This is a genomic window from Pseudomonas sp. BMW13 (assembly GCF_013357275.1).
GTDB lineage: Bacteria > Pseudomonadota > Gammaproteobacteria > Pseudomonadales > Pseudomonadaceae > Aquipseudomonas > Aquipseudomonas khazarica.
Genome location: NZ_SUKD01000025.1, coordinates 14,510 through 35,917, shown reverse-complemented (window position 1 = coordinate 35,917; position 21,408 = coordinate 14,510). Strand labels below are relative to the sequence as shown.

The 21,408-nt window shown below is 67.6% G+C and carries 14 protein-coding genes; 11 read left to right on the top strand and 3 right to left on the bottom strand.

Going from position 1 to position 21,408, the window contains the following annotated elements; genetic code table 11:
- The first annotated feature begins 19 nt into the window (after positions 1 to 19).
- The 4 genes from E4487_RS18680 to azu all read left to right on the top strand — a co-directional run bounded on the left by E4487_RS18680 (position 20) and on the right by azu (position 3,301).
- Positions 20 to 634, top strand: coding sequence for a LysE family transporter (locus tag E4487_RS18680; protein WP_037052456.1), 615 nt, complete (start codon positions 20 to 22; stop codon positions 632 to 634).
- A gap of 229 nt (positions 635 to 863) precedes the next feature.
- Positions 864 to 1,451: a TIGR00730 family Rossman fold protein gene (locus E4487_RS18675; RefSeq protein WP_037052454.1), complete on the top strand. Its 588-nt coding sequence runs from the start codon at positions 864 to 866 to the stop codon at positions 1,449 to 1,451.
- A gap of 68 nt (positions 1,452 to 1,519) precedes the next feature.
- Positions 1,520 to 2,452: a DUF808 domain-containing protein gene (locus tag E4487_RS18670; RefSeq protein WP_150607917.1), complete on the top strand. Its 933-nt coding sequence runs from the start codon at positions 1,520 to 1,522 to the stop codon at positions 2,450 to 2,452.
- 399 nt (positions 2,453 to 2,851) lie between these two features.
- Positions 2,852 to 3,301: an azurin gene (gene azu / locus E4487_RS18665; protein WP_037052448.1), complete on the top strand. Its 450-nt coding sequence runs from the start codon at positions 2,852 to 2,854 to the stop codon at positions 3,299 to 3,301.
- A gap of 12 nt (positions 3,302 to 3,313) precedes the next feature.
- Here the strand turns inward: azu and E4487_RS18660 are convergent, their stop codons facing one another.
- The 3 genes from E4487_RS18660 to E4487_RS18650 all read right to left on the bottom strand — a co-directional run bounded on the left by E4487_RS18660 (position 3,314) and on the right by E4487_RS18650 (position 10,110).
- A complete protein-coding gene (locus E4487_RS18660) occupies positions 3,314 to 4,207 on the bottom strand; it encodes a transglutaminase family protein (RefSeq protein ID WP_037052446.1) in 894 nt (297 codons plus the stop codon).
- Positions 4,204 to 6,690 (bottom strand): circularly permuted type 2 ATP-grasp protein, encoded by a 2,487-nt coding sequence (locus E4487_RS18655; RefSeq protein WP_134676014.1) that lies wholly within the window; start codon positions 6,688 to 6,690, stop codon positions 4,204 to 4,206. The genes E4487_RS18660 and E4487_RS18655 overlap by 4 nt, the downstream gene beginning before the upstream one ends.
- A gap of 114 nt (positions 6,691 to 6,804) precedes the next feature.
- Positions 6,805 to 10,110 (bottom strand): DUF2126 domain-containing protein, encoded by a 3,306-nt coding sequence (locus E4487_RS18650; protein WP_175254087.1) that lies wholly within the window; start codon positions 10,108 to 10,110, stop codon positions 6,805 to 6,807.
- A gap of 222 nt (positions 10,111 to 10,332) precedes the next feature.
- Here E4487_RS18650 and E4487_RS18645 point away from each other — a divergent pair, with 222 nt between their 5' ends.
- From E4487_RS18645 to E4487_RS18615, 7 genes are all read left to right on the top strand, one after another.
- Entirely contained in the window at positions 10,333 to 11,115 is a 783-nt protein-coding gene (locus E4487_RS18645) for an efflux RND transporter periplasmic adaptor subunit (RefSeq protein WP_037052437.1), read from the top strand.
- The gene (locus E4487_RS18640) at positions 11,112 to 12,431 is read left to right on the top strand and encodes an efflux RND transporter periplasmic adaptor subunit (protein WP_175254086.1); all 1,320 of its coding nucleotides are present in this window, start codon (positions 11,112 to 11,114) and stop codon (positions 12,429 to 12,431) included. Before E4487_RS18645 ends, E4487_RS18640 begins: the two co-directional genes overlap by 4 nt.
- Entirely contained in the window at positions 12,432 to 14,528 is a 2,097-nt protein-coding gene (locus E4487_RS18635; protein WP_175254085.1) for a biotin/lipoyl-binding protein, read from the top strand.
- Between the two features lie 182 nt (positions 14,529 to 14,710).
- Positions 14,711 to 15,202, top strand: coding sequence for an N-acetyltransferase (locus E4487_RS18630; RefSeq protein WP_175254084.1), 492 nt, complete (start codon positions 14,711 to 14,713; stop codon positions 15,200 to 15,202).
- Positions 15,199 to 15,516 carry a hypothetical protein gene (locus tag E4487_RS18625; protein WP_037052431.1) on the top strand — a complete coding sequence of 106 codons (318 nt, stop codon included), beginning with the start codon at positions 15,199 to 15,201 and terminating at the stop codon, positions 15,514 to 15,516. Before E4487_RS18630 ends, E4487_RS18625 begins: the two co-directional genes overlap by 4 nt.
- 54 nt (positions 15,517 to 15,570) lie before the next feature.
- The gene (locus tag E4487_RS18620; protein WP_175254083.1) at positions 15,571 to 16,215 is read left to right on the top strand and encodes a phage tail protein; all 645 of its coding nucleotides are present in this window, start codon (positions 15,571 to 15,573) and stop codon (positions 16,213 to 16,215) included.
- A gap of 73 nt (positions 16,216 to 16,288) precedes the next feature.
- Complete coding sequence (locus E4487_RS18615) at positions 16,289 to 21,358, top strand: Ig-like domain-containing protein (protein ID WP_257229462.1); 5,070 nt, start codon at positions 16,289 to 16,291, stop codon at positions 21,356 to 21,358.
- Positions 21,359 to 21,408 lie beyond the last annotated feature (50 nt).

Genomic DNA, 21,408 nt, shown 5'->3' with positions numbered 1-21,408 from the left:
TGCCCGTTAAGGACACCTGATGTTCAGCTTCTTCCTCGCCGCCCTGCTCCTTGGTTTCGTGTTCAACGCCGCCCCGGGCGCCGTCTTCAGCGAGACCTTGCGGCGCGGCCTGCGTGACGGCTACCGACCGGCACTGCTGGTGCAGATCGGTTCGCTGGTGGGTGACGCCACCTGGGCCGCCCTCGGCCTCACCGGTCTGGCCCTGCTGCTCGACAGCGCCCAGATTCGCTACCCGCTGACGCTGGCCAGCGCACTGTACCTGGCCTGGCTCGGCTATCAGTCGCTGCGCGATGCCCGCTGTCCGCCGCAACCCAGCGCCGACGACCAGGCGGCTGCCGGCGGCGCCTTTGCCGCAGGGGCCGCGCTGTCGCTGAGCAACCCGCAGAACATCGTGTACTGGGCCGCCATGGGTGGCGCGATGGCGGCCATCGGCGTCGCCCAGCCGACGCCGACGCACCTGGCGGTGTTCTTCAGCGGGTTCATGCTGTCGTCGCTGCTCTGGTGTTTCATCTGCGCCGGCCTGGTGGACTGGTTCCGCCGCGCCGCCTCGCTGCTCTGGCATCGCCTGACCTACGCGGCCTGTGGCGTGATGCTGCTGGGCCTGGCCGGGATGAGTGCGCTGGAACTGGTCTGATCGACTATCGCCGCCATCGAAACAATCTAACGGCGCGTTGGCAGCAACGCGGCTAGCCTGACCAGCATGTCCCTGCGTCAGGAAGCCGCACCATGTCCCTCAACGACCTGTTCAAGCAGTTCCTCGCCAGCTACGCCTGCGCCACCTGCGGCATTGATACGCGCCACTGAGACTTGGTCATGACGCAGCGTGCCGCTACCCTTGACGCATTTGCTCAAGGAGTCCGTGCATGTCCCTGCGTAGCGTCTGTGTCTTCTGTGGCGCCAGTCCCGGCGCCAGCCCGATCTACCGCCAGGCAGCCGAAGAGCTTGGCCAGTACCTCGCTCAGCGTGGCATCCGCCTGATCTACGGCGGCGGCGCGGTCGGCCTGATGGGCGTCGTCGCCGATGCCGCCCTGAATGCCGGCGGCGAGGTCATCGGCATCATCCCGCAGAGCCTGGAGCGTGCCGAGATCGGCCACCGTGGCCTGACCTGCCTGGAAGTGGTCGACGGCATGCACGCGCGCAAGGCACGCATGGCCGAGCTGGCGGACGCCTTCATCGCCCTTCCCGGCGGCCTGGGCACGCTGGAGGAACTGTTCGAGGTCTGGACCTGGGGCCAGCTGGGCTATCACTCCAAGCCGCTGGGCCTGCTGGAAGTGAACGGCTTCTACAGCAAGCTCGGTGACTTCCTCGATCACCTAGTCGCCGAGCGCTTCGTGCGTCCGCAACACCGCGAGATGCTGCAGATCGCCAGCAGCCCGCAGAACCTGATCGATGCGCTGGCCGAGTGGCAACCCAGTGCAGCGCCCAAGTGGGTCGATCGCTCACCAAGCTGATTTGTTCACGTCAGGCAGGCGGGTGCGGTGCTAACCTTGGCGCCTTGTCCTTACATGGAAGCCGCAAGATGGCCGGAAGCAGCCTGCTCGCCCTGATCGATGACATCAGTGCCGTACTCGACGATGTCGCCAGCATGACCAAGGTCGCCGCGCGCAAGACCGCCGGCGTGCTGGGCGACGACCTGGCCCTCAATGCCCAGCAGGTCACCGGCGTCAGGGCGGACCGCGAGCTGCCCGTGGTGTGGGCGGTGGCCAAGGGCTCGCTGCTGAACAAGGCGATCCTGGTGCCGGCCGCGCTGCTGATCAGTGCAGTGGCGCCCTGGCTGGTGGTGCCGCTGCTGATGTTCGGCGGCCTGTTCCTCTGCTACGAGGGTGCGGAAAAACTGCTGCACAAGCTGCTGCACCGTCACGAGGACGACGGCAAGCAGGCGCACCTGGAGGCCCTGGCCGATCCCGACATCGACCTGGTGGCCTTCGAGCGCGACAAGATCCGTGGCGCGGTGCGCACGGACTTCATCCTCTCCGCAGAGATCATCGCCATCACCCTGGGAACCGTGGCCAGCGCCAGCTTCGTCAATCAGCTGGCGGTGCTCAGCACCATCGCCCTGGTGATCACCCTTGGCGTCTACGGCCTGGTGGCCGGCATCGTCAAGCTGGACGACGCCGGGCTCTACCTCAGCCAACGCAGCAGCGCCTTCGCCCAGAGCCTGGGCCGCGGCCTGCTGGCCCTGGCGCCCTGGCTGATGAAGACACTCTCGGTCGTCGGCACGGCGGCGATGTTCATGGTCGGTGGCGGCATCCTCAGTCACGGCCTGCCCCCGGTCGAAGCCGCCCTGCATCACGCCGCCGAGTGGGCCGCGCAGGATGTCGGCCTGCTCTCCGCACTGCTGCCGACCCTGTTCAATGCCCTGCTGGGCATCGTCGCCGGTCTGCTCAGCGTCCCGCTGGTGGGCCTCGGCGCCCGCCTGTGGCGCGCGCTGCGTCCCTCGACGGCCGCCTGAGCCGCTCATTTTCCAGCCAGCCGACAGCCGCTCAGGGCAGCCGCCGTCGGCGCTGACTTTCCCCAAGCTTATCCACAGCTTGCTCCACACCTTCCGTGGATAAGCCCGGCGCCCCGCCCGGCACCTCGCGCGCAGCCTTGCATCGATAACTCAAGCAGTTAATTTTCAAGGTTTTTTGCCTGATTCCCGAGCCGCCGCGAACGCCTGAGCAAAAGCTGACCAGGGGCTCGAAAACGGCCAGCGACGCGCCCTGGAACGAGCCATGCAGACCTTGCCCACACAGTTACCCACAGATTCTCGGGATAACGCCGCCGTGGCGTTCGGTCGCAGTCACAGGACGTCGCCGCTGTGCGAATCTTTTAGGACCTGACCGATTTATCAGAATCTGGAGGCTTCAAGATGTTGCGTAACGTTGCTCTGATGGCACTGCTCGGCCTGGCCAGCACACCGCTGTTCGCTGCCGAGTGCTCGGTGGATGTCGAATCGACCGACCAGATGACCTACAACACCCAGGCCATCTCCATCAGCAAGAGCTGCAAGACCTTCACCGTCAACCTCAAGCACACCGGCAGCCTGCCCAAGACCGCCATGGGCCACAACCTGGTGCTGAGCAAGACCGCCGACATGCCCGGCATCGCCACCGACGGCATTGGCGCCGGCCCCGACGCCGCCTACGTCAAGGCCGGTGACGAGCGCGTGATCGCCCACACCGGCCTGATCGGCGGCGGCGAAAGCACCTCGGTGACCTTCGATGTGAGCAAGCTGGCCGCTGGCGAGGATTACAGCTTCTTCTGCTCCTTCCCGGGTCACTACGCGCTGATGAAAGGCAGCGTGAAGCTGGTCGACTGATACCTCGACCTCTCAGCCCAGCGGCAGCACCGTCACCTGCACTTCAGGGTCGTGGCTGCCGCCCCCCAGAATGACCCCGCGCAACGGCGACACATCGGAGAAGTCCCGGCCCCAGGCCAGGGTGATGTGCTCCAGCGCCGGACGCACGTTGTTGGTCGGATCGAAATCCACCCAGCCCTGACGCGGGCAGTACAACGACACCCAGGCATGCGAGGCGTCGGCCCCGATCAGACGTGGCTGACCGGGCGGCGGCTGGGTCAGCAGGTAGCCACTGACGTAACGCGCTGCCAGCCCCCGCGAGCGCAGGCAGGCGAGCATCAGGTGGGCGAAGTCCTGGCAGACCCCGCGTTTTTCCTCGAGCACCTGCAGCAGCGGCGTCGCCACCTGGGTCGCGCCCGCGTCGAAACTGAACTCCTCGAAGATCTTCTGCATCAGCGCCTGGCCCGCTTGCAGCAGCGGCCTGCCCGGCGTGAAGCAGTCATCGGCATAGTCGGCGAATACCTGCTTGAGCCGCACGTAGGGCGACTCGAAGCGATAGCGCGCGGCCTCCAGCAGGTCTGGCGCCAGCCGCGTGCCGGCATAGCTGAGCGCCGCGCAGGCAGCCTCCCAGGGAGGTGAATCGTCGAGATCGAGGGGCGGCCGTGCCAGCACTTCGATACGCAGGCGCGCACTGACGCTGAGCGCCTCGTGCGGGCGCTCGAACACCAGGCGGGTCAGCGGATTGCCGAACACGTCCAGGCCATCGCGGCGCTGGCAGGGTTGCGGGTCGACGCGCAGCGCCTGCTCATGGCTGCGCTGCCAGGGGCACTGGCGCGGCCACAGGTGGGCCAGCTGCTGGGCCAGGGAGACCGGCGCCGAGTAACGGTAGTGGGTGTCGTGTAGCACCTGATACAGCGCACTGCTCATGAGGATTGCGTCCGCTGGCTGACATCGACGTGGGCGAAGAAGCGCAACCCGAGGTGATCCGATACCGTCCCGGCCGCTTCGCTGATGGCCACCAGCAGGTCGGCCAGGCCCTCGAGCACCGCGCGGGTACTGCCGGGGCCGAACAGCGGATTCTCCAGGCTGGCCAGGCTGAAGGCGCTCAGCTGCTGTTCCAGGTAGGTCAGATAGCGCTCGGCAGGCAGCTCGAAGCGCTCGTCCAGCCGCGCCAGCGACGCCAGCAGGGTGCGCAGCTGGAACAGCACCGCATGCGGGTTCTGCTCGTCGAGCAGGAGCAGGTCGAGCACCGGGATCAGCTGCGCCGACGCCAGGTAGCGGGTGCGATAGGTGATGCTGCTGTTGCCCAGTTCCAGCAGCCACTCCAGCGCCGACTGGTCGGTAGCCGCGCCGCTGCGCAGGAAACCGGCGAAGCTGTCGCAGAGAAACTGCAGGCGTTCGATGTAGCGGCCGAGCATGAGAAAGCGCCAGCCGTCGTCACGGGTCATGTCATCCAGGGCGAAGCCGGACAACGCCGCCAGGGACATCAGCAGGCGATTGAGAAAGTCCAGCAACTCGCCGAAATCGGCAGGCTGGGCCTCGAGCAACTGAGCCTCCCCCTGCAACTCCACCAGCGCCTGCCAGTTGGCCTGGGACAGCTTGCCGCGCACGCTGCCCGCCGCCCATTGCAGGCGCTGCAGGTTGGCCCGCAGGCTGGCCGGCCAGTCGCTGCCCAGCAGAGCCTGCAACAGGCGCGGCTCCAGCGCGCCCTCCTCGGCCGCTGCCAGCAGGCCCAGTTCCTCGGCCAGCGCCAGCGCGCTCTGCAGGGCCTGCGGGTCGTCGTCGTCGTCGACATAGCGCGCCAGCATGATGCGCAGCAGGCGGGCGCTGTCCTCGCAGCGCTCGGCATAACGGCCGAACCAGTACAGGTTCTCCACCACCCGCGAGGGCAGGAAGGGGTCACTGCGCACCAGGTCGGCGGTGCCCAGGGTGCGCTGCGTCTGCCACGGCTCGCCACCGCTCTGCCGCGTACCGAGCACCCAGGTGTCCTTGCTGGCCCCGCCGCGCTGCATCGACACCACCTCGGCGTCGGCCTCAGCGGCCACACGCGTCAGGCCACCGGGCATCACCCGGTAACCGTCGGCGCTGGCCACGGCGTACACACGCATGCCGATGGCACGCGGCTGCAGGCCAGTGCCATCCCATACCGGCGCCTGCGACAGCTTGGCCCGTGCCTGCGCCACGTAGGCGTAGGGGCGCAGCTTGAGGCGCGCCGCCAGCTTGGCGCGCTGCGCCTCGTTCAGGTCGCGGCCGAACACCGGGGTGAAGCTCTGCGAGGGGAACGCCGGACGCACCAGCAGTTCATCGAGCTTTTCCAGCGCCTCCTCCAGCACCGGCGGCTCGCCGCACCACCAGCTGGCGATGGATGGCAGCAGCAACTCCTCGCCCAGCAGATGCTCGCTGATCGCCGGCAGGAAGCCGGGCAGGCCAGGCGACTCCAGCACGCCGCTGCCGAGGGCATTGGCCACCAGCACGCGGCCACGGCGCACCGCTTCGAGCAGGCCCGGCACGCCGAGGGCGGAATCGGTGCGCAGCTCCAGCGGGTCGCAGTAATCGTCGTCGAGGCGGCGCAGCACCGCGTGCACGCGGCGCAGGCCAGCCAGGGTCTTGAGATAGAGCGTGGCATCCCGCACGGTCAGGTCGCTGCCTTCGACCAGCGGATAGCCCAGCTGGCGCGCCAGGTACAGGTGCTCGAAATAGCTTTCGTTGAAACGCCCCGGCGTCAGCAGCACCACCAGCGGAGTCTCGCCGCCGCTCGGCGCCTGGCGGGCCAGGGTGTCCTGCAGGGTCCGGAAGAAACCGGCCAGGTACTGCACGCGCAGGTCACGGTACAACTCGGGAAAGGCCCGCGAGACGATCTGCCGGTTCTCCAGCGCGTAGCCGGCACCGGAGGGCGCCTGGGTGCGATCAGCCGTCACCCACCAGCGGCCGTCCGGCGCACGGGCCAGGTCCACCGCGTACAGGTGCAGCCAGGTGCCCCCCGGCGCCTGCACGCCCTGACAGGGCCAGAGAAAGTTGTTGTGACCGAACACCAGCTCCGTCGGCAGCAGGCCTTCGGCAATCAGCTTCTGCGGCCCGTAGAGATCGGCCACGACGCGATTGAGCAGGGTCGCGCGCTGGGCCACGCCAGCGGCGATCTGCTGCCACTCGTCGGCCGGGATCAGGTTCGGCAGCAGGTCCAGCTCCCAGGGCCGGTCGGCCCCGTCGGGATCGGCGTAGACGTTGTAGGTGACGCCGTTCTCCTGAATCTGCCGGGCCAGCATGGCCTCGCGCTGGGCCAGCTGCTCCGGGCGGCTGCGCTCGAGTTGCTCGAACAGGCGGCGCCAGTGCGGGCGCACCTTGCCCTTGGCGTCGAGCAGTTCGTGGTAGCCCCCGGCAGGAGGCGGATAATCGGCTAGCAGGTCGGGCATGGCAGGCTCGGCAGTGACAAGGCAGCGTGACGCGAATTGATGAGCTGCATCCGTGGCAGGCGCTTCAGCAGCGACGGTTCGCGGCCAAGGCCCCTGCCACAGACGGGATTGGCGTCAGACGCGACGCAGATCCAGGGTCATCGGTAGTTCATTATTGTCCATCGGTTGCAGCACGGGGCGCTTGCCCGGGCTGTGGCCGAGGCGGAAGAAGCGCGCCAGACGCCGGCTTTCCGCCTCGTAGGCGTTGACCGGCAGGCTGTCGTAGTTGCGCCCGCCCGGATGCGCCACATGGTACTGGCAACCGCCCAGCGAGCGCTGCATCCAGGTGTCGATCAGGTCGAACACCAGCGGGGCATGCACGCCGATGGTCGGCTGCAGGCAACTGGCCGGCTGCCAGGCCCGGAAACGCACGCCGCCGACGAACTCACCGACCTTGCCGGTGGGCCGCAGCGGCACCGGCACGCCGTTGCAGGTCAGCAGGTAACGGTCCGGCGCCATGCCGGCGAGCTTCACCTGCATGCGTTCCAGTGACGAGTCGACGTAACGCACCGTACCGCCGATGGCGCCCTCCTCGCCCAGCACATGCCAGGGCTCCAGCGCCTGGCGCAGCTCCAGGTCGATACCCTTGACGGCGAAATCGCCGGCCTTGGGAAAGCGGAACTCCAGGTGCGGGGCGAACCATTCGCTGCGCAATCGATAGCCGAAGCTGCCCAGCTCCTGCAGCACGTCGGCGAAATCCTGCTCGACGAAATGCGGCAGCAGGAAGCGGTCATGCAGCTCGGTCCCCCAGCGCACCAGCTTGGCCGGGCGATAGGGCTCCTGCCAGAAACGTGCGATCAGCGCGCGCAGCAGCAACTGCTGGGCCAGGCTCATCTGCGCATGCGGCGGCATCTCGAAGGCACGCAGTTCGAGCAGGCCGAGTCGCCCGCTGGCGGAGTCCGGCGAGTACAGCTTGTCGATGCAGAATTCGGCGCGGTGGGTGTTGCCGGTCACGTCCACCAGCAGGTTGCGCAACAACCGGTCGACCAGCCACGGCGGGGCATCGCGCCCCGGCTCGGGCATCTGCGCGAAGGCAATCTCCAGTTCGTACAGGGCATCGTTGCGCGCCTCGTCCACCCGTGGCGCCTGCGAGGTCGGGCCGATGAACAGGCCGCTGAACAGGTAGGACAGCGACGGGTGGTTGTGCCAGTAGCTGATCAGGCTGCGCAGCAGGTCGGGACGCCGCAGGAAGGGCGAGTCGCCCGGCGTCGCCCCGCCGAGGACGAAGTGGTTGCCGCCGCCGGTGCCGGTGTGACGGCCATCGATCATGAACTTCTCGCTGGACAGCCGCGACTGCCGCGCCGCCTCGTAGAGAAACTCGCAGCGCTCCACCAGCTCGTCCCAGCTGGCCGCCGGATGGATGTTTACCTCGATCACCCCCGGATCGGGGGTCACGCGGAAGTACTGCAGGCGCGGATCAAGCGGCGGCTCGTAGCCTTCCAGCAGCACCGGGCAATCGAGCTCGGCCGCCACCGCCTCGATGGCCGCGACCAACTCCAGGTAGTCCTCGAGATGGCTCAGCGGCGGCATGAACAGATACAGCCGCCCCTCACGCGGCTCGGCGCACAGTGCCGTGCGCACGATGCCGGCGGCCGACTGACCGCTGGCCGGGCGCGCACTCTGCGGGCCACTGCCAGCAGCGACACTGGCGCCACGCCAGACCCCGCGCAACTGGCGCTGGATCTGCGCCGCGGCGGGCAGCGGCGGCTGCGCCTGGCTCGGGTCGACCGGGTTGATGTAGGGGTAATCGGCCTGGCTGACCCAGGGCAGCGAGTCCAGCGGCAGGCGGTAGCCCAGCGGCGAGTCGCCCGGCAGCAGGCGGCAGTGCTCGTCGCGCAGGAACCAGCGCCCGCTCTGCCAGCCCTCGCCGACCACCTGGCGCGCCAGTGGCAGGACATGGCCGACCACCGCGTCGAGCCCCTGGTCGAACACCTTGCGCAGGCGCTCGCGCTCCAGCGGATCGCTCAGGCGCGGATCGTCCGGCGTGACGTTGTCCGGCAGCTTGCGCTCGCGCCACAGGTAGTAGAACCAGTCCTCGAAGGCCGGAAAGACGTTGTCGGCCTCCACCTGCAGGTGGGCGGCCAGGCTGGCCAGGAAGCGCTCGGCGGTCTCGGCCGTGGCGCCATAGCCGCGCTTCTCGTCAGCCAGCAGCCTGGGGTCGTGCCACAGGGGCTGGCCATCGCGGCGCCAGAAGCAGTTCAGCGACCAGCGCGGCAGCTGCTCGCCGGGGTACCACTTGCCCTGGCCGAAATGCACCAGTGCATTGGCCGCATAGTGGTCACGCAGGCGGTAGAACAGGTCGGCAGCCAGACGCCGCTTGTTCGGGCCCAGCGCAGCGGTGTTCCACTCGTCGTCGTCCGGGTAGTCGAGCGCGACGAAGGTCGGCTCGCCGCCCATGGTCAGGCGCACGTCATGCGCCTGCAGGTCATCGTCGATCTGCCGCCCCAGCGCCTGGATCGCCTGCCACTGCGCCTCGCTGTAGGGCTTGGTGACGCGTGGCGCCTCCCACACCCGTTCGACGCTCATCAGGTGCTCGAACTCCACCTCGCACTCGTCCAGCCCGCCGCTGATCGGCGCCGCCGACGACGGTTCCGGGCTGCAGGCCAGCGGAATGTGCCCCTCGCCCGCGAACAGGCCACTGGTGGGATCGAGACCGATCCAGCCGGCGCCGGGCAGGTAGACCTCGCACCAGGCGTGCAGGTCGGTGAAGTCCTGGTCGGTGCCGGAAGGACCATCGAGGGATTTGACGTCGGCCGTGAGCTGGATCAGGTAACCGGACACGAAGCGCGCCGCCAGGCCGAGGTGGCGCAGCAACTGCACCAGCAGCCAGGCCGAGTCACGGCACGAGCCGGCGGCCAGCTGCAACGACTCTTCCGGCGTCTGCACGCCCGGTTCCATGCGGATCAGGTAGCGGATGTCGGCGGACAGCCGCTGGTTCAGCTCGACCAGGAAATCGACGCTGGGTGTCGGGCTGCGCTCGATCCCGGCCAGGTACCTGGCGAACAGCGGCGTGGCCGGCAGCTTGACCAGATAGGGCGCCAGCTCGCGCTGCTCGCCCTCGGTGTAGGCGAAGGGAATGCGCTCGGCGTAGGGCTCGAGAAAGAAGTCGAAGGGGTTGAACACCGCCATCTCGGCGACCAGGTCCACCTCGACCTTGAATTCACGGGTCTTCTCGGGGAAGACCAGGCGCGCCAGGTAGTTGCCCTGCGGGTCCTGCTGCCAGTTGACGAAGTGCTCGCCCGGCTCGACCTTCAGCGCATAGGAGAGGATGCGCGTACGGCTGTGCGGCGCCGGGCGCAGACGCACCACCTGCGGACCAAGGTTCACCGCACGGTCGTAGCGGTAGTGGGTGACGTGATGCAGCGCGACATGAATCGACACGGCGGCCTCCTGCTAGCCTGGACGATGAGCTGTGCAGCGCAAGACTTATGCCACAGACCGTGCGTCGCTGCCCACCGCGTCTGCCGCCGAATGCGCGCACCACAACGGAGCCTGGCACGCACCAGCCCCCTGCGCACGCACCAGTTCGACTCACGCGGTGCTCAATTTGCTTCACTGCACTTCTGCCTTAGACTGCGACGACTTCATGCAAGGACGTATGCCATGCCCCTCCGCTCCAGTCGCCTGTTCCCCGTTGGCCTGCTGGTTCTGACCCTCAGCCCGCTGTTGCAGGCGCAGGACCCGTTGCTCGAAGCCCTCGAGCGTGCCGAACCCACGGGCGCCGAACGCCAGGTACGCGGCGTACTGCGGGCACGCGACCAGGCCGTGCTCTCCAGCGAATTGCCGGGGCGCATCGTCGAGATGCCGTTCGCCGACGGCGAGGCCTTCGCCAAGGGCGATGTACTGGTGCGTTTCGATTGCAGCGCCTACCAGGCCCAGCTCAACGCCGCGCAGGCCGCCGCACGTGCCACCCGTGAGGAACTGAGCCACAAGAAGCAACTGGCGGCGCTGAACTCGGTGGGGCGCTTCGAGGTGGCGCTGGCCGAGGCGCGCCAGGCGCAGGCGCAAGCCGAGGCCCAGGTGTATCAGGTGCAGGTCAAGCGCTGCAGCGTCAGCGCCCCATTCGCCGGGCGCGTGGTGCAACGCCGCGCCCAGCCCCACGAAAGCGTCGCAAACGGTGCGCCGCTGCTGGATGTGGTCGACAACGGCACCCTGGAAATCTATCTGCTGATACCGTCCAGCTGGCTGAGCAGGGTCCAGCCCGGGCAACGCTTCGCCTTCACCCCGGATGAAACCGGCGAGCCGCTCGAGGCCAGAGTGAAACGCCTGGGTGCACGCATCGACGAGGGCAGCCAGACCCTGCTGCTGATCGGCAGCCTGCCCGAGAAGGCGGACGGGCTGCTCTCCGGCATGAGCGGCAGCGCGCGCTTCACGGAGGCGCCATGACCGCCCAGGCGCCTGGGCCAGCCGAGCAGGTATTCGCCCGCTTCCTGGCCCTGCAGCACCAGGCCCGGGCCGCGGCGGACATCGACAGCCTGGCCTATGCGCTGGTCAACGACGCACAGGCACTGTTCGGCTTTCGTCATGCGGCCTTGCTGATCGCTGGCCGGGTGCGCGCACTCACCGCGATCAGTGTCGTCGAAGCGCATTCTCCCTTCGTCGCCTTCGTCGAAGAGGCCACGCGCCAGCTGCTTGCCCAGGGCCGCTCCAGCCAGGCCCAGGTGGTGACCGCCGACTCGCTCAGCGAGCAGACGCGTGGCGACTGGCAGGCGCTCTCCGCAGGCTCGGTGTTCTGGCTGCCCCTGCTCGACCGCAAGCAGGCGCTTTTCGGCGGCTTGTGGATCGCCCGTGAACAGCCGTGGAGCGAGGCCGAACAGGCACTGCTGCTGCAACTGGGTGACTGCTACGCCCATGCCTGGCTCGCCCTGCAACTGCACAAGCCGTGGCGCCTGCGCTGGCCACGCCGCCGCATCATCGCCGTAGCGACGGTGGCCTTGCTCCTGCTGCTGCTGCCGATTCGCCAGTCGGTTCTGGCTCCCGCCGAAGTGGTGCCACTCGACGGCCAGGTCATCGCCGCGCCCTTGGACGGCGTGATCGCGACGTTCCAGGTCAAGCCCAACCAGGCGGTCAGCAAGGGCGAGGTGCTGGTGCGCTTCGACGCCACCTCCATCCGCGCCCAGGCCGATGTCGCCGAGCGCAGCCTGCAGGTGGCCGAAGCCGAGCTCAAGGCCAACAGCCAGCGCGCCTTCAGCGATGCCGAGTCCAGCGCGCGCATCGACCTGCTCGCCGCGCGCGCGGCGCAGAAACGTGCCGAGCGCGACTATGCCCGCGAGCTGCTGGCACGCACCGAGGTCAGAGCCGAGCGCGACGGCATTGCCGTGTTCGCCGATGCCCAGCGCTGGGTCGGCAAGCCGGTACAGACGGGCGAGCGCCTGATGGAGATCGCAGACCCCAGGCGCGCCGAGCTGCGCATCGACCTCGCTGTGGCCGACGCGCTGAACTTCCAGCCCGGCGCGGAGGTCGGCCTGTTCCTCGACAGCGACCCGCTGCATCGCCACGACGCCCAACTGCAACGCCTGGCATACGAGGCGCAGCCACTGAGCAACGGCCAGCTGGCCTACCGCCTGGACGCCGGTTTCGTCGCAGCGCCACCGCGCATCGGCCTGCGTGGCACCGCCAAGCTCTACGGCGAGCGCGTGCCGCTGGCGCTGTTCCTGCTGCGCCGCCCGCTGGCAGCGCTGCGCCAGACACTGGGGCTGTGAATGCGCCTGCCAAGCCTGCGTGCCGACCTGCAGCTTTCCAGCTCGGCCCCCGCGCTGGACGGCGCCCCGCAATGGACGCTGGCCGACCCGCTGCGCGGGCGCTACTTCAAGATCGGTGCCGAGGCCATGCGCCTGCTGCGGCACTGGCAGCTGGGCGATCCCGCGCAGGTGCTGCAGGCGGCGAACAATGAGCCCGGCCAGGCGCTGGCGGGCGCCGACCTGGAAAGCATGCTGCGCTTCCTCAGCACCCACGACCTGATCACGGCAGCGGATGCGCAACAGCGCAGCAGCTACGCGAGCAAGGCGGCGCAACAGCGCCAGGGCCTGTGGAAAGGCCTGCTGCACCAGTACCTGTTCTTTCGCATCCCGCTGTGGCGCCCCAACGCCTTTCTCGACCGCACCTGGCCGGTGCTGGAACGCCATGGCCCCGCGCTGCTGCGCCGTGGCCTGCCCATCCTGCTGCTGCTCGGCCTGTTTCTCGTTGCACGCGACTGGGACCGCTTCATCTCCAGCTTCCCGCACCTGTTCAGCCTGGGTGGCGCCATCGCCTTCGGCTGTGCCCTGGCCTTCGCCAAGCTGTGCCATGAGTTCGGTCACGCCTACATGGCCAAGCGCGCGGGCTGTCGGGTACAGAGCATGGGGCTGGCGTTCATGGTGCTGCTGCCCATGTTCTATACCGATGTCAGCGATGCCTGGCGCGTCAACGATCGCCGCTCCCGCCTGCTGATCGGCGCCGGTGGCGTGCTCGCCGAACTGCTGCTGGCCTGCCTCGCCCTGCTGGCCTGGTCCCTGCTGCCGGACGGCCCCCTGCGCACCGCCACCTTCATGCTGGCCAGCGCCACCTGGATCACCACCTTGCTGATCAACCTCAATCCCTTCATGCGCTTCGACGGCTACTTCCTGCTCAGCGACCTGTGGGGCGTCGACAACCTCCAGCAACGGGCCTTCGCCCTCTGTCGCTGGCGCCTGCGTGAAGCCCTGTTCGGCTACGCGGAGCCCGCCCCCGAACCCTGGACGGCGACGATGCGCAGACGCCTGCTGATCTGGGGCTATGGCTCCTGGCTATGGCGCGCCGCCCTGTTTCTCGGCATTGCCCTGGCCGTCTACCACATGTTCTTCAAGCTGCTGGGCATCGTCCTGATGCTGGTGGAGCTGCTCTGGTTCATCGGCCTGCCGATCTGGCGCGAATGGCAGGAATGGTGGCGGCGGCGCGATCAGGCCGCCCCGGGCAAGACCCTGCTCACGGCGGCCGGACTGCTGATGCTGTCGGCCCTGCTGGTGCTGCCATGGCGTACCGCCGTCGACGTGCCGAGCGTGCTCGAGGCCGCCAGCAGCACGGCTCTCTATCCCCCGTTGTCCGCGCGCCTGAAGCAGCTGCATGTCCACGACGGCCAGGCGGTGCAGCAAGGTGAACTGCTGCTGGAGCTGGAGTCTCCGGACCTCGAGTCGCGCCAGGCCATCGTGCGCCAGGAAATCCAGATACTGCAGCTGCAGCTGCGCCGTCAGGCCGGTCGCAGCGAGACGGTGGGCGACGCTGCCGTGCTCGAACAGCGCCTGGCGACATCGGTCGCCGAGTACCGTGGCCTGGCTGCGCAACGCGAACGCCTGCAGCTGCGCGCGCCGGAAAACGGCGTGGTGCGGGACCTGCAGCCGAATCTGGCGCCAGGCCGCTGGCTCAAGTCAGGCGACCCGCTGCTGCGCATCGTGGCGCCCGGCGTCCGCCTGCGCGGCTACCTGGCCGAAGACGGGCTCTGGCGTGTGCAGCCAGGCAGCGAAGGACGCTTCATCGCCGACGACCCGGCGCGCGCCGCGCTGGCGGTCCGCCTCGATGACGTGGACGACACCGGCGTCGCCTATCTGCAGCTGGAGGCACTCTCCTCCGACCACCACGGCCCCATCGCCGTACGTCGCGACGCCCAGCAGCAGGCAGCCCCCTTGCAGGCGCAGTACGGCGCCCGCCTCAGCCTGCTGGAGGCGGCGGACGAACCCTCGCTGCCCGTACGTGGCGTCGTCGTCCTCGAAGGGACGGGGCAGTCCATACTCGGTGCCACCTGGCGCCGCCTGGCCGCACTGGGCGTCCGCGAAAGCGGCTTCTGATACCAGCGGTTGCGCCGCTCACCCCAAGGCGCGCCTGCAGAAAGAACCTGCCGCCTGTAAGGAAATAGTGGCAAGTCCGTATCACCGATCTATATTCAAGGGGCGCACATGCAGTGCGCCCGACAAGCCAACGACTGCGCCTGTTTCGTTCACGAACAAGGTGCGCAAGGAAGCTCCACACCGTGTCCACCTCTGACGTGCATCTGCGCCCCATCACGGCAACCGACCTGACGTTTCTGCTCGACCTGTATGCCAGCACCCGCGCGCAGGAGCTCGACCCGCTGCCCTGGAGCCAGGCCGAGAAAGCGGCATTCCTGCGGCAACAGTTCGACGCCCAGCACCGCCACTATCAGGCCCACTATCGGGGCGCCGAGTTCTCGCTGATCCTTCAGGGTGAGCAACCCATCGGCCGTCTCTACCTGTTTCGCGGGCCCGGCACCCACAACCTGATGGACCTGTCCTTGCTGCCGGCCTGGCGTGGCCGGGGCATCGGCCGCGCCCTCCTCGCCGGCCTGGTCGATGAGGCCGACAGGGTGGGGAAAGCGATTCGCCTCTACGTCGAGTCCGACAACCCTGCCCGCCGCCTGTATGAACATTTCGGTTTCATCGTGACCGGCCAGCACCCGATCTATCTGGAGATGCACCGCACCGCCGCACGGAGTCTGAGCGCATGAACGACGTCCCCAGCCAGGCAGACCTGCAGCAGGCCCTGGGCCAGACCTGGCGCCTCAGCTGGGAAGGACATCCCGGTGTCGACGTGCAACTGGTCGAAGTGAGCCAGGGCAAGGCCATGAACCCGCGCCATCAGTGCTACGACGCCATATTTCGACAGCCCGCCGGGGTCGACCTGCCGCAATTCAGCTATACCTTGCACAGCCCGGGCGAGGCGTCATGGTGGGTCATGCTCACCCCGATCGGCCCGGACGACGACGGGGCCCGCCTGTTGCAGGCCGTTTTCCATACACGGACATCCGCGCCACGGACCTGAGCCATCACGACAACCCGTCGGTCACACCGGCGTCACACAGCAGGGAGCAACAACATGGAACCGTTCCTCGGCGAAATCAAAATGGTCGGCTTCAACTTCGCACCGCGTGGCTATGCGATGTGTCAGGGCCAGCTGATGCCCATCGCACAGAACACTGCCCTTTTCTCACTGCTCGGCACGCTGTATGGCGGCAATGGCCAGACCACCTTCGGCCTGCCCGACTACCGTGGGCGCAGCCCGGTAGGGATGGGGCACGGGCCAGGCCTGGACGTGATTGTCCAGGGCGAGATGGCCGGCCGCGAAAATGTCACCCTGACCACCGCAGAGCTGCCGATGCACGCGCCAGTCGCGCATTTCACCGGCCAGGCCAGCAACGGCGCCCTGACCATCAGTGCCGCCGTGGCCACCAATCCGACCGCCGCGATGGTGGCACCCACGGCAGGCAACACCACCTACCTCTCCGCCACGACCGCGAAAGCCGGTCCTGCCAGTGTGGTGTTCGCGGGTTTGTTCACCGATACTCCACCCGACTCGACGAAAGCCAACCTGGGCGGGCTCAGCGGGCAGGCCAGCATCACACCGCAGGGAACGGTCACCATCTCGCCCGTCGGTGGCAGCCAGCCGTTCGGTATCCGCAATCCCTTCCTCGGCACCAACTTCGTGATCGCGACCGAAGGGGTCTTCCCGTCGCGAGGCTGAGTCGAGCAAGCACCTGAAGGTCGGCCCGCCCAGGCGGGCCGCCACTTACGTAAAGCAACGCCGGGAGCAGATGATGAAACGCAGAGCCACCGTCACAGCGACACCCCAGGCCCCGGCGGGCCCTGCCTGGCTACTGGCCCTCGAACCGCGCATGATGTTCGACGGGGCGGTTGCCGCCACGGTTGCCGATACGGTCCAGGCCGATCCCACGCCCCAGGCGGACAGCGCCAGCGACAGCCAGGTCGATGACGGTGCGGCTGCCGCGCCAGCCGCCAGCAGCGATCAGCGCCAGGAGATCGTCTTCATCGACGGCAACGTGCAGGACTATGCACAACTCATCGCCGGCGTCAGCGAAGGTAGCGAGGTCGTCGTACTGGATGGCAGCCAGGATGGGCTCCAGCAGATTGCCGACTATCTGAACGGGCGCTCCGGCATCGATGCGATCCATATCGTCAGCCATGGTTTGTCAGGACAGATCACGCTGGGCAGCCTGACCCTGGATGCCAGCAACCTGCAAGATCACACGACAGCGCTGGAGGCCATCGGCAGCAAACTGGGCGGGGATGGCGACATCCTGCTCTATGGCTGCGATATCGCCCTAGGCGACAAGGGCCAGTCCTTCATCAGCCAGATTGCCGCCATCACCCAGGCCGACGTTGCAGCATCCACCGACGCGACCGGCAGCAGCATCAACGCCAGGAACTGGGTGCTGGAGACCTCGACCGGCACCATAGAGGCCGGCATGCCGTTCTCGCTTGCCGCCCAGAACGCGTTTACCGGCCAGTTGTTTTCCGGAACGCTGAATTTTTCCGGTACCGACACGATCCTGGGTACTCCGGTGACCGACGGCCAAGCCCAGTCGAGCGACATTCCTGGCGTGACGATAGAGATCTTTTCCGCCAACTCCGGCAACTCCAATAACGGCGCGGCGTGGAAGTACTACAGCGATCTGTTCACGGATGGGACCGGCAGCCAGGACGAAGGTATCGTCGACGATTCCGGGAATGGCTCGCCCATCGTCGTGATTCGCAGCCAGGACGGGAGCGAGTTCTCGTTCACCGGAATCAAGATCGTCGACTACCTTGGCGCGCACTCTCAGATCAAATTCGAAGCCTTCCAGAACGGTGTCTCCAGAGGCAGCGTCACACTCGCGACCGACAGCGACTACATCTCGGACTTCACCCAGGGCAATGGGCTGACGGCATCGATATTCCAGTACGCAGACGAAATCCGTATCACGGATCCAAATGGTCAACCTCTGTATATCGGCATCGACAATGTGGGTTTCGCGGATGCGGTCGCCCCCAACGCAACCCCCGCCGTCAGCAACCTCAACGGCGACAGCGTGGCCTGGGGCGGCGCAGGCAATACCGTCCGCCTCGACGTGGGCAACAATGCCAGCCTGGCCGATGCCGAGCTGGATGCGCTGAACGGCGGCAATGGCGACTGGTCCGGCGCCAGCCTGGTGATCCAGCGCAGCGGCACGGCGATAGGCAGCGACGTGCTGGGCTTCGACACCAGCGGCGGCCTGTTCACCGTCAGTGGCAGCAACCTGCAGTCGGGCGGGCTGACCTTCGCCACCTTCACCAACAGCGGTGGCGTGCTGACCATCACCTTCACCAGCAGTGGCACCACGGCCACCTCAGCACTGGTCAACGACGTGGCGCAGCGCATCACCTACCGCAGCGACACGCCCGCCGGCGACGCCACCGTGGCGGTCACGGTGAACGATGGCGCTGGCGGCAACGCCAGTGCCAATGTCACGGTGACCAGCGATACCATCTACGTCACCAATGCCACGGATACCGCGACCATCGACCGCAGCAATGGCGTGAGCTTCAGCGAGGCGGTGGCCATCGCCGCCGCCGACAGCACCGGCAGCCAGACCATCGTCTTCGCCAGCAGCCTGGCCGGGCAGACGCTCAACCTCAATGCCGTGTCGCTCAACGAGAGCCTGACCTTCGACATGGATCAGGCCAGCGGCCTGGTCCTGACTGGCGGTACCCTCAGTCTGGCCGGCGGCACCACCCAGACCTTCACCAACGGCAGCGGCGATACGGCGACCATCTCCAGCGTGGTCGCCGGCATCGGCAGCCTGAACAAGAGCGGTAGCGGCAGCCTGACCCTGACGGCCAACAACACCAGCACGGGCAGCAGCACCGTGTTCGCCGGCACGCTGATCGTGGACGGCAACACCAGCAGCACGACCACCGTGGCAAGCGGTGCCACGCTGGCCGGCAGCGGCTCGCTGGGGGGCAACGTCACCGTGCAGAGCGGCGGCACCCTGTCCCCCGGCAATGGCGGTGCAGGCAGCCTCAACATCAACGGCAACCTCAGCCTGGCCGCAGGCAGCACCCTGGCCCTGGACATCAACGGCACGACGGCGGGTAGTGGCTATGACCGGGTGCTGGTCAATGGCTCGGCCAATCTCTCCGGCGCGACCCTGGCCGTCACTCATGGCTACACGGCTGGCAGTGGCGACCGCTACACGGTGATCGTCAACGACGGTGGCGATGCGATTACCGGTACCTTCACCGGCATCAGCGAGGGCGGCACGATCACGGCGGGCGGCAACGGCACCGAACTGACCACCAGCTACGCCGGCGGCACCGGCAATGACCTGACCCTGACCGCACCTGCCGCACCGGTGGTCACCAACATCACCTCCAGCACGGCCAACGGCACCTACAAGATCGGCGACGTCATCACCGTGACCGTACAGTTCGACACCTCGGTCAACGTGACCGGCACGCCGACCCTGACCCTGGAAACCGGTGCCACCGATCGCATACTCAACTACGTGTCCGGCTCAGGCACCGACACCCTGAGCTTCAGCTACACCGTACAGGCCGGAGACCTCTCCGCCGACCTCGATTACGCCTCCACCTCGGCCCTCAGCCTCAACGGCGGCACCATTCAGGACGGCACCAGCCAGTCGGCCATCCTCACCCTGCCGACCCCAGGCGCCGCAGGTTCCCTGGGCGCGAACAAGGCCCTGGTGGTCGATGGCGTGCGCCCTGCGGCGAGCAGCATCACCCTCAGCGACACGGCCCTGCGGATCGGCGAGACGGCGACCGTCACCGTGACGTTCAATGAGGCAGTCACCAATTTGACCATTGCCGACTTCAGCGTCGCCAATGGCGCGCTGAGCGGCCTCAACAGCAGTGACGGCGGGATCACCTGGACCGCCACATTCACCCCCGGCAGCAATGTCAGCGATGCTTCCAACCTCATCACCCTGGACAACACCGGGGTGAACGACCTGGCCGGCAACAGCGGCAGTGGCAGCACCGACTCGGGCAACTACGCCATCGACACCCAGCGCCCCAGCGCCACCTTGGTGGTGGCTGACAGCACGCTCAAGGCCGGCCAGAGCACCACCGTCACCATTACCTTCAACGAGGCGGTCAGCGGTTTGACCACGGCGGACTTCAGCGTCGCCAACGGCGCGCTGAGCAACCTCGCCAGCGTCGACGGCGGGATCACCTGGACCGCCACCCTGACACCGAGCGCCAACGTCACCGCCGCCGGCAACCTCATCACCCTGGACAACACCGGCTACACCGATGCGGCCGGCAACTCCGGCTCCGGCAGCACCGACTCGAACAGCTACAGCATCGACACCCAGCGCCCGAGCGCCACTGTGGTGGTGGCCGACAGCACGCTCAAGGCCGGCCAGAGCACTAGCGTCACCATCACCTTCAGCGAAGCGGTGAGCGGCCTGACCACGGCAGACTTCAGCGTCGCCAACGGCGCGCTGAGCAACCTCGCCAGCAGCGACGGCGGTATTACCTGGACCGCCACCCTGACCCCCAATGCCAACGTCACCGACACCAGCAACGTCATCACCCTGGACAACACCGGCTACACCGACACCGCAGGCAACACCGGCTCCGGCAGCACCGACTCCAACAACTACGCCATCGACAGCAAGGCTCCGGCCGTCACCAGCGTCAGCGTGCCCGCCAACGGCACCTACCTGGCCGGCGACAACCTCGACTTCACGGTGAACTTCGACGAGGCCGTGACCGTCGACACCAGTGGCGGTACACCGCGCCTGGCGATCACGCTGGATGGCGGCGGCGTCGTCTACGCCAGCTACCTCAGCGGTTCGGGCAGCAGCGCACTGGTGTTCCGCCTGACCGTCGCCAACGGCCAGCAGGACACCGACGGCATCACCGTTGCCGGCGGCCTGGACGCCAACGGCGCGAGCCTGCGCGATGGCGCCGGCAACGATGCACAGACGGCACTGAACGCCGTGGGCTCCACCAGCGGCGTGCTGGTGGACGCCGCCGCACCGGAAGTCACCGGCATCGCTCTCGACGGCAGTTCACCGACCACCAGCGACACCCTCGGCTTCACCGTCAGCTTCAACGAGGCGGTCAGCGGCGTCGATCTGGGCGACTTCGCCCTGACCACCAGCGGCAGTGCCAGCGGCACCCTGCTGTCCCTGGTGCAAGTGGATGCCCGCACCTACCGCGTCACCGTCGGCGGCGTCAGCGGTCAGGGCACGCTCGGCTTGTCACTGGTGGCGGCAGGCAGCGGCATCGTCGACGGCATCGGCAACGCCCTGCAGGGCAGCTTCAGCAGCGCCGCTTACACACTGGGCGGGCTGACGACCGGCGACCCGGAGTTCCGCACCAACCCTGGCCCCAGCGCACCGCCAGTGATGACGCCGACACCTCAACCCGACGTGCCCGTCGCACCGCCGCCGCCCACCACCTCGCCGCTGCTGCCGCCGCCGTTGTTCGAGCAACCGACGCTGGGCAGCGGCGTTCCCACTGTGGGCACCATCTTCCTCAACCCCAACGTTCTGGCTCCCAGCTTCATCGCGCAGGTCTTCGCCAGCAGTGACAGCGGTGCCGGCAATGGCAGCGGCACCGGCTTCCTCGGCTTCGGTGGCGGCGACGGAGGGGTGTTCGGCAACAGCAGCCTCTCCGGCATCTTTACCAAGGATGTGCAGCAGGAGAGCCAAAAGCTGGAGGTTTTCGATGGCAAGAAATGGGGGGCCGGGGGTGGCGGCTTCCTCTCGGCCCCGACGCTGGGCCAGCAATTGCAGGCGCTGAACGAAGGTGAGCAACGCCAGCACCAGGAACTGGCCCAGGCCCTGCAACAGATCGCAGCGGCCCAGGCACAGATCTGATCGACCGATAACAACGAGAAAGCAGTGAGTCGGAGCCGTGACAAGGGGGC

Bases quoted from the DNA above. Each gene is read 5' to 3' on its own strand.
- E4487_RS18680 (WP_037052456.1), top strand. From the start codon at position 20: ATGTTCAGCTTCTTCCTCGCCGCCCTGCTCCTTGGTTTCGTGTTCAAC.
- E4487_RS18675 (WP_037052454.1), top strand. From the start codon at position 864: ATGTCCCTGCGTAGCGTCTGTGTCTTCTGTGGCGCCAGTCCCGGCGCC.
- E4487_RS18670 (WP_150607917.1), top strand. From the start codon at position 1,520: ATGGCCGGAAGCAGCCTGCTCGCCCTGATCGATGACATCAGTGCCGTA.
- azu (WP_037052448.1), top strand. From the start codon at position 2,852: ATGTTGCGTAACGTTGCTCTGATGGCACTGCTCGGCCTGGCCAGCACA.
- E4487_RS18660 (WP_037052446.1), bottom strand. From the start codon at position 4,207: ATGAGCAGTGCGCTGTATCAGGTGCTACACGACACCCACTACCGTTAC.
- E4487_RS18655 (WP_134676014.1), bottom strand. From the start codon at position 6,690: ATGCCCGACCTGCTAGCCGATTATCCGCCTCCTGCCGGGGGCTACCAC.
- E4487_RS18645 (WP_037052437.1), top strand. From the start codon at position 10,333: ATGCCCCTCCGCTCCAGTCGCCTGTTCCCCGTTGGCCTGCTGGTTCTG.
- E4487_RS18640 (WP_175254086.1), top strand. From the start codon at position 11,112: ATGACCGCCCAGGCGCCTGGGCCAGCCGAGCAGGTATTCGCCCGCTTC.
- E4487_RS18635 (WP_175254085.1), top strand. From the start codon at position 12,432: ATGCGCCTGCCAAGCCTGCGTGCCGACCTGCAGCTTTCCAGCTCGGCC.
- E4487_RS18625 (WP_037052431.1), top strand. From the start codon at position 15,199: ATGAACGACGTCCCCAGCCAGGCAGACCTGCAGCAGGCCCTGGGCCAG.
- E4487_RS18620 (WP_175254083.1), top strand. From the start codon at position 15,571: ATGGAACCGTTCCTCGGCGAAATCAAAATGGTCGGCTTCAACTTCGCA.
- E4487_RS18615 (WP_257229462.1), top strand. From the start codon at position 16,289: ATGAAACGCAGAGCCACCGTCACAGCGACACCCCAGGCCCCGGCGGGC.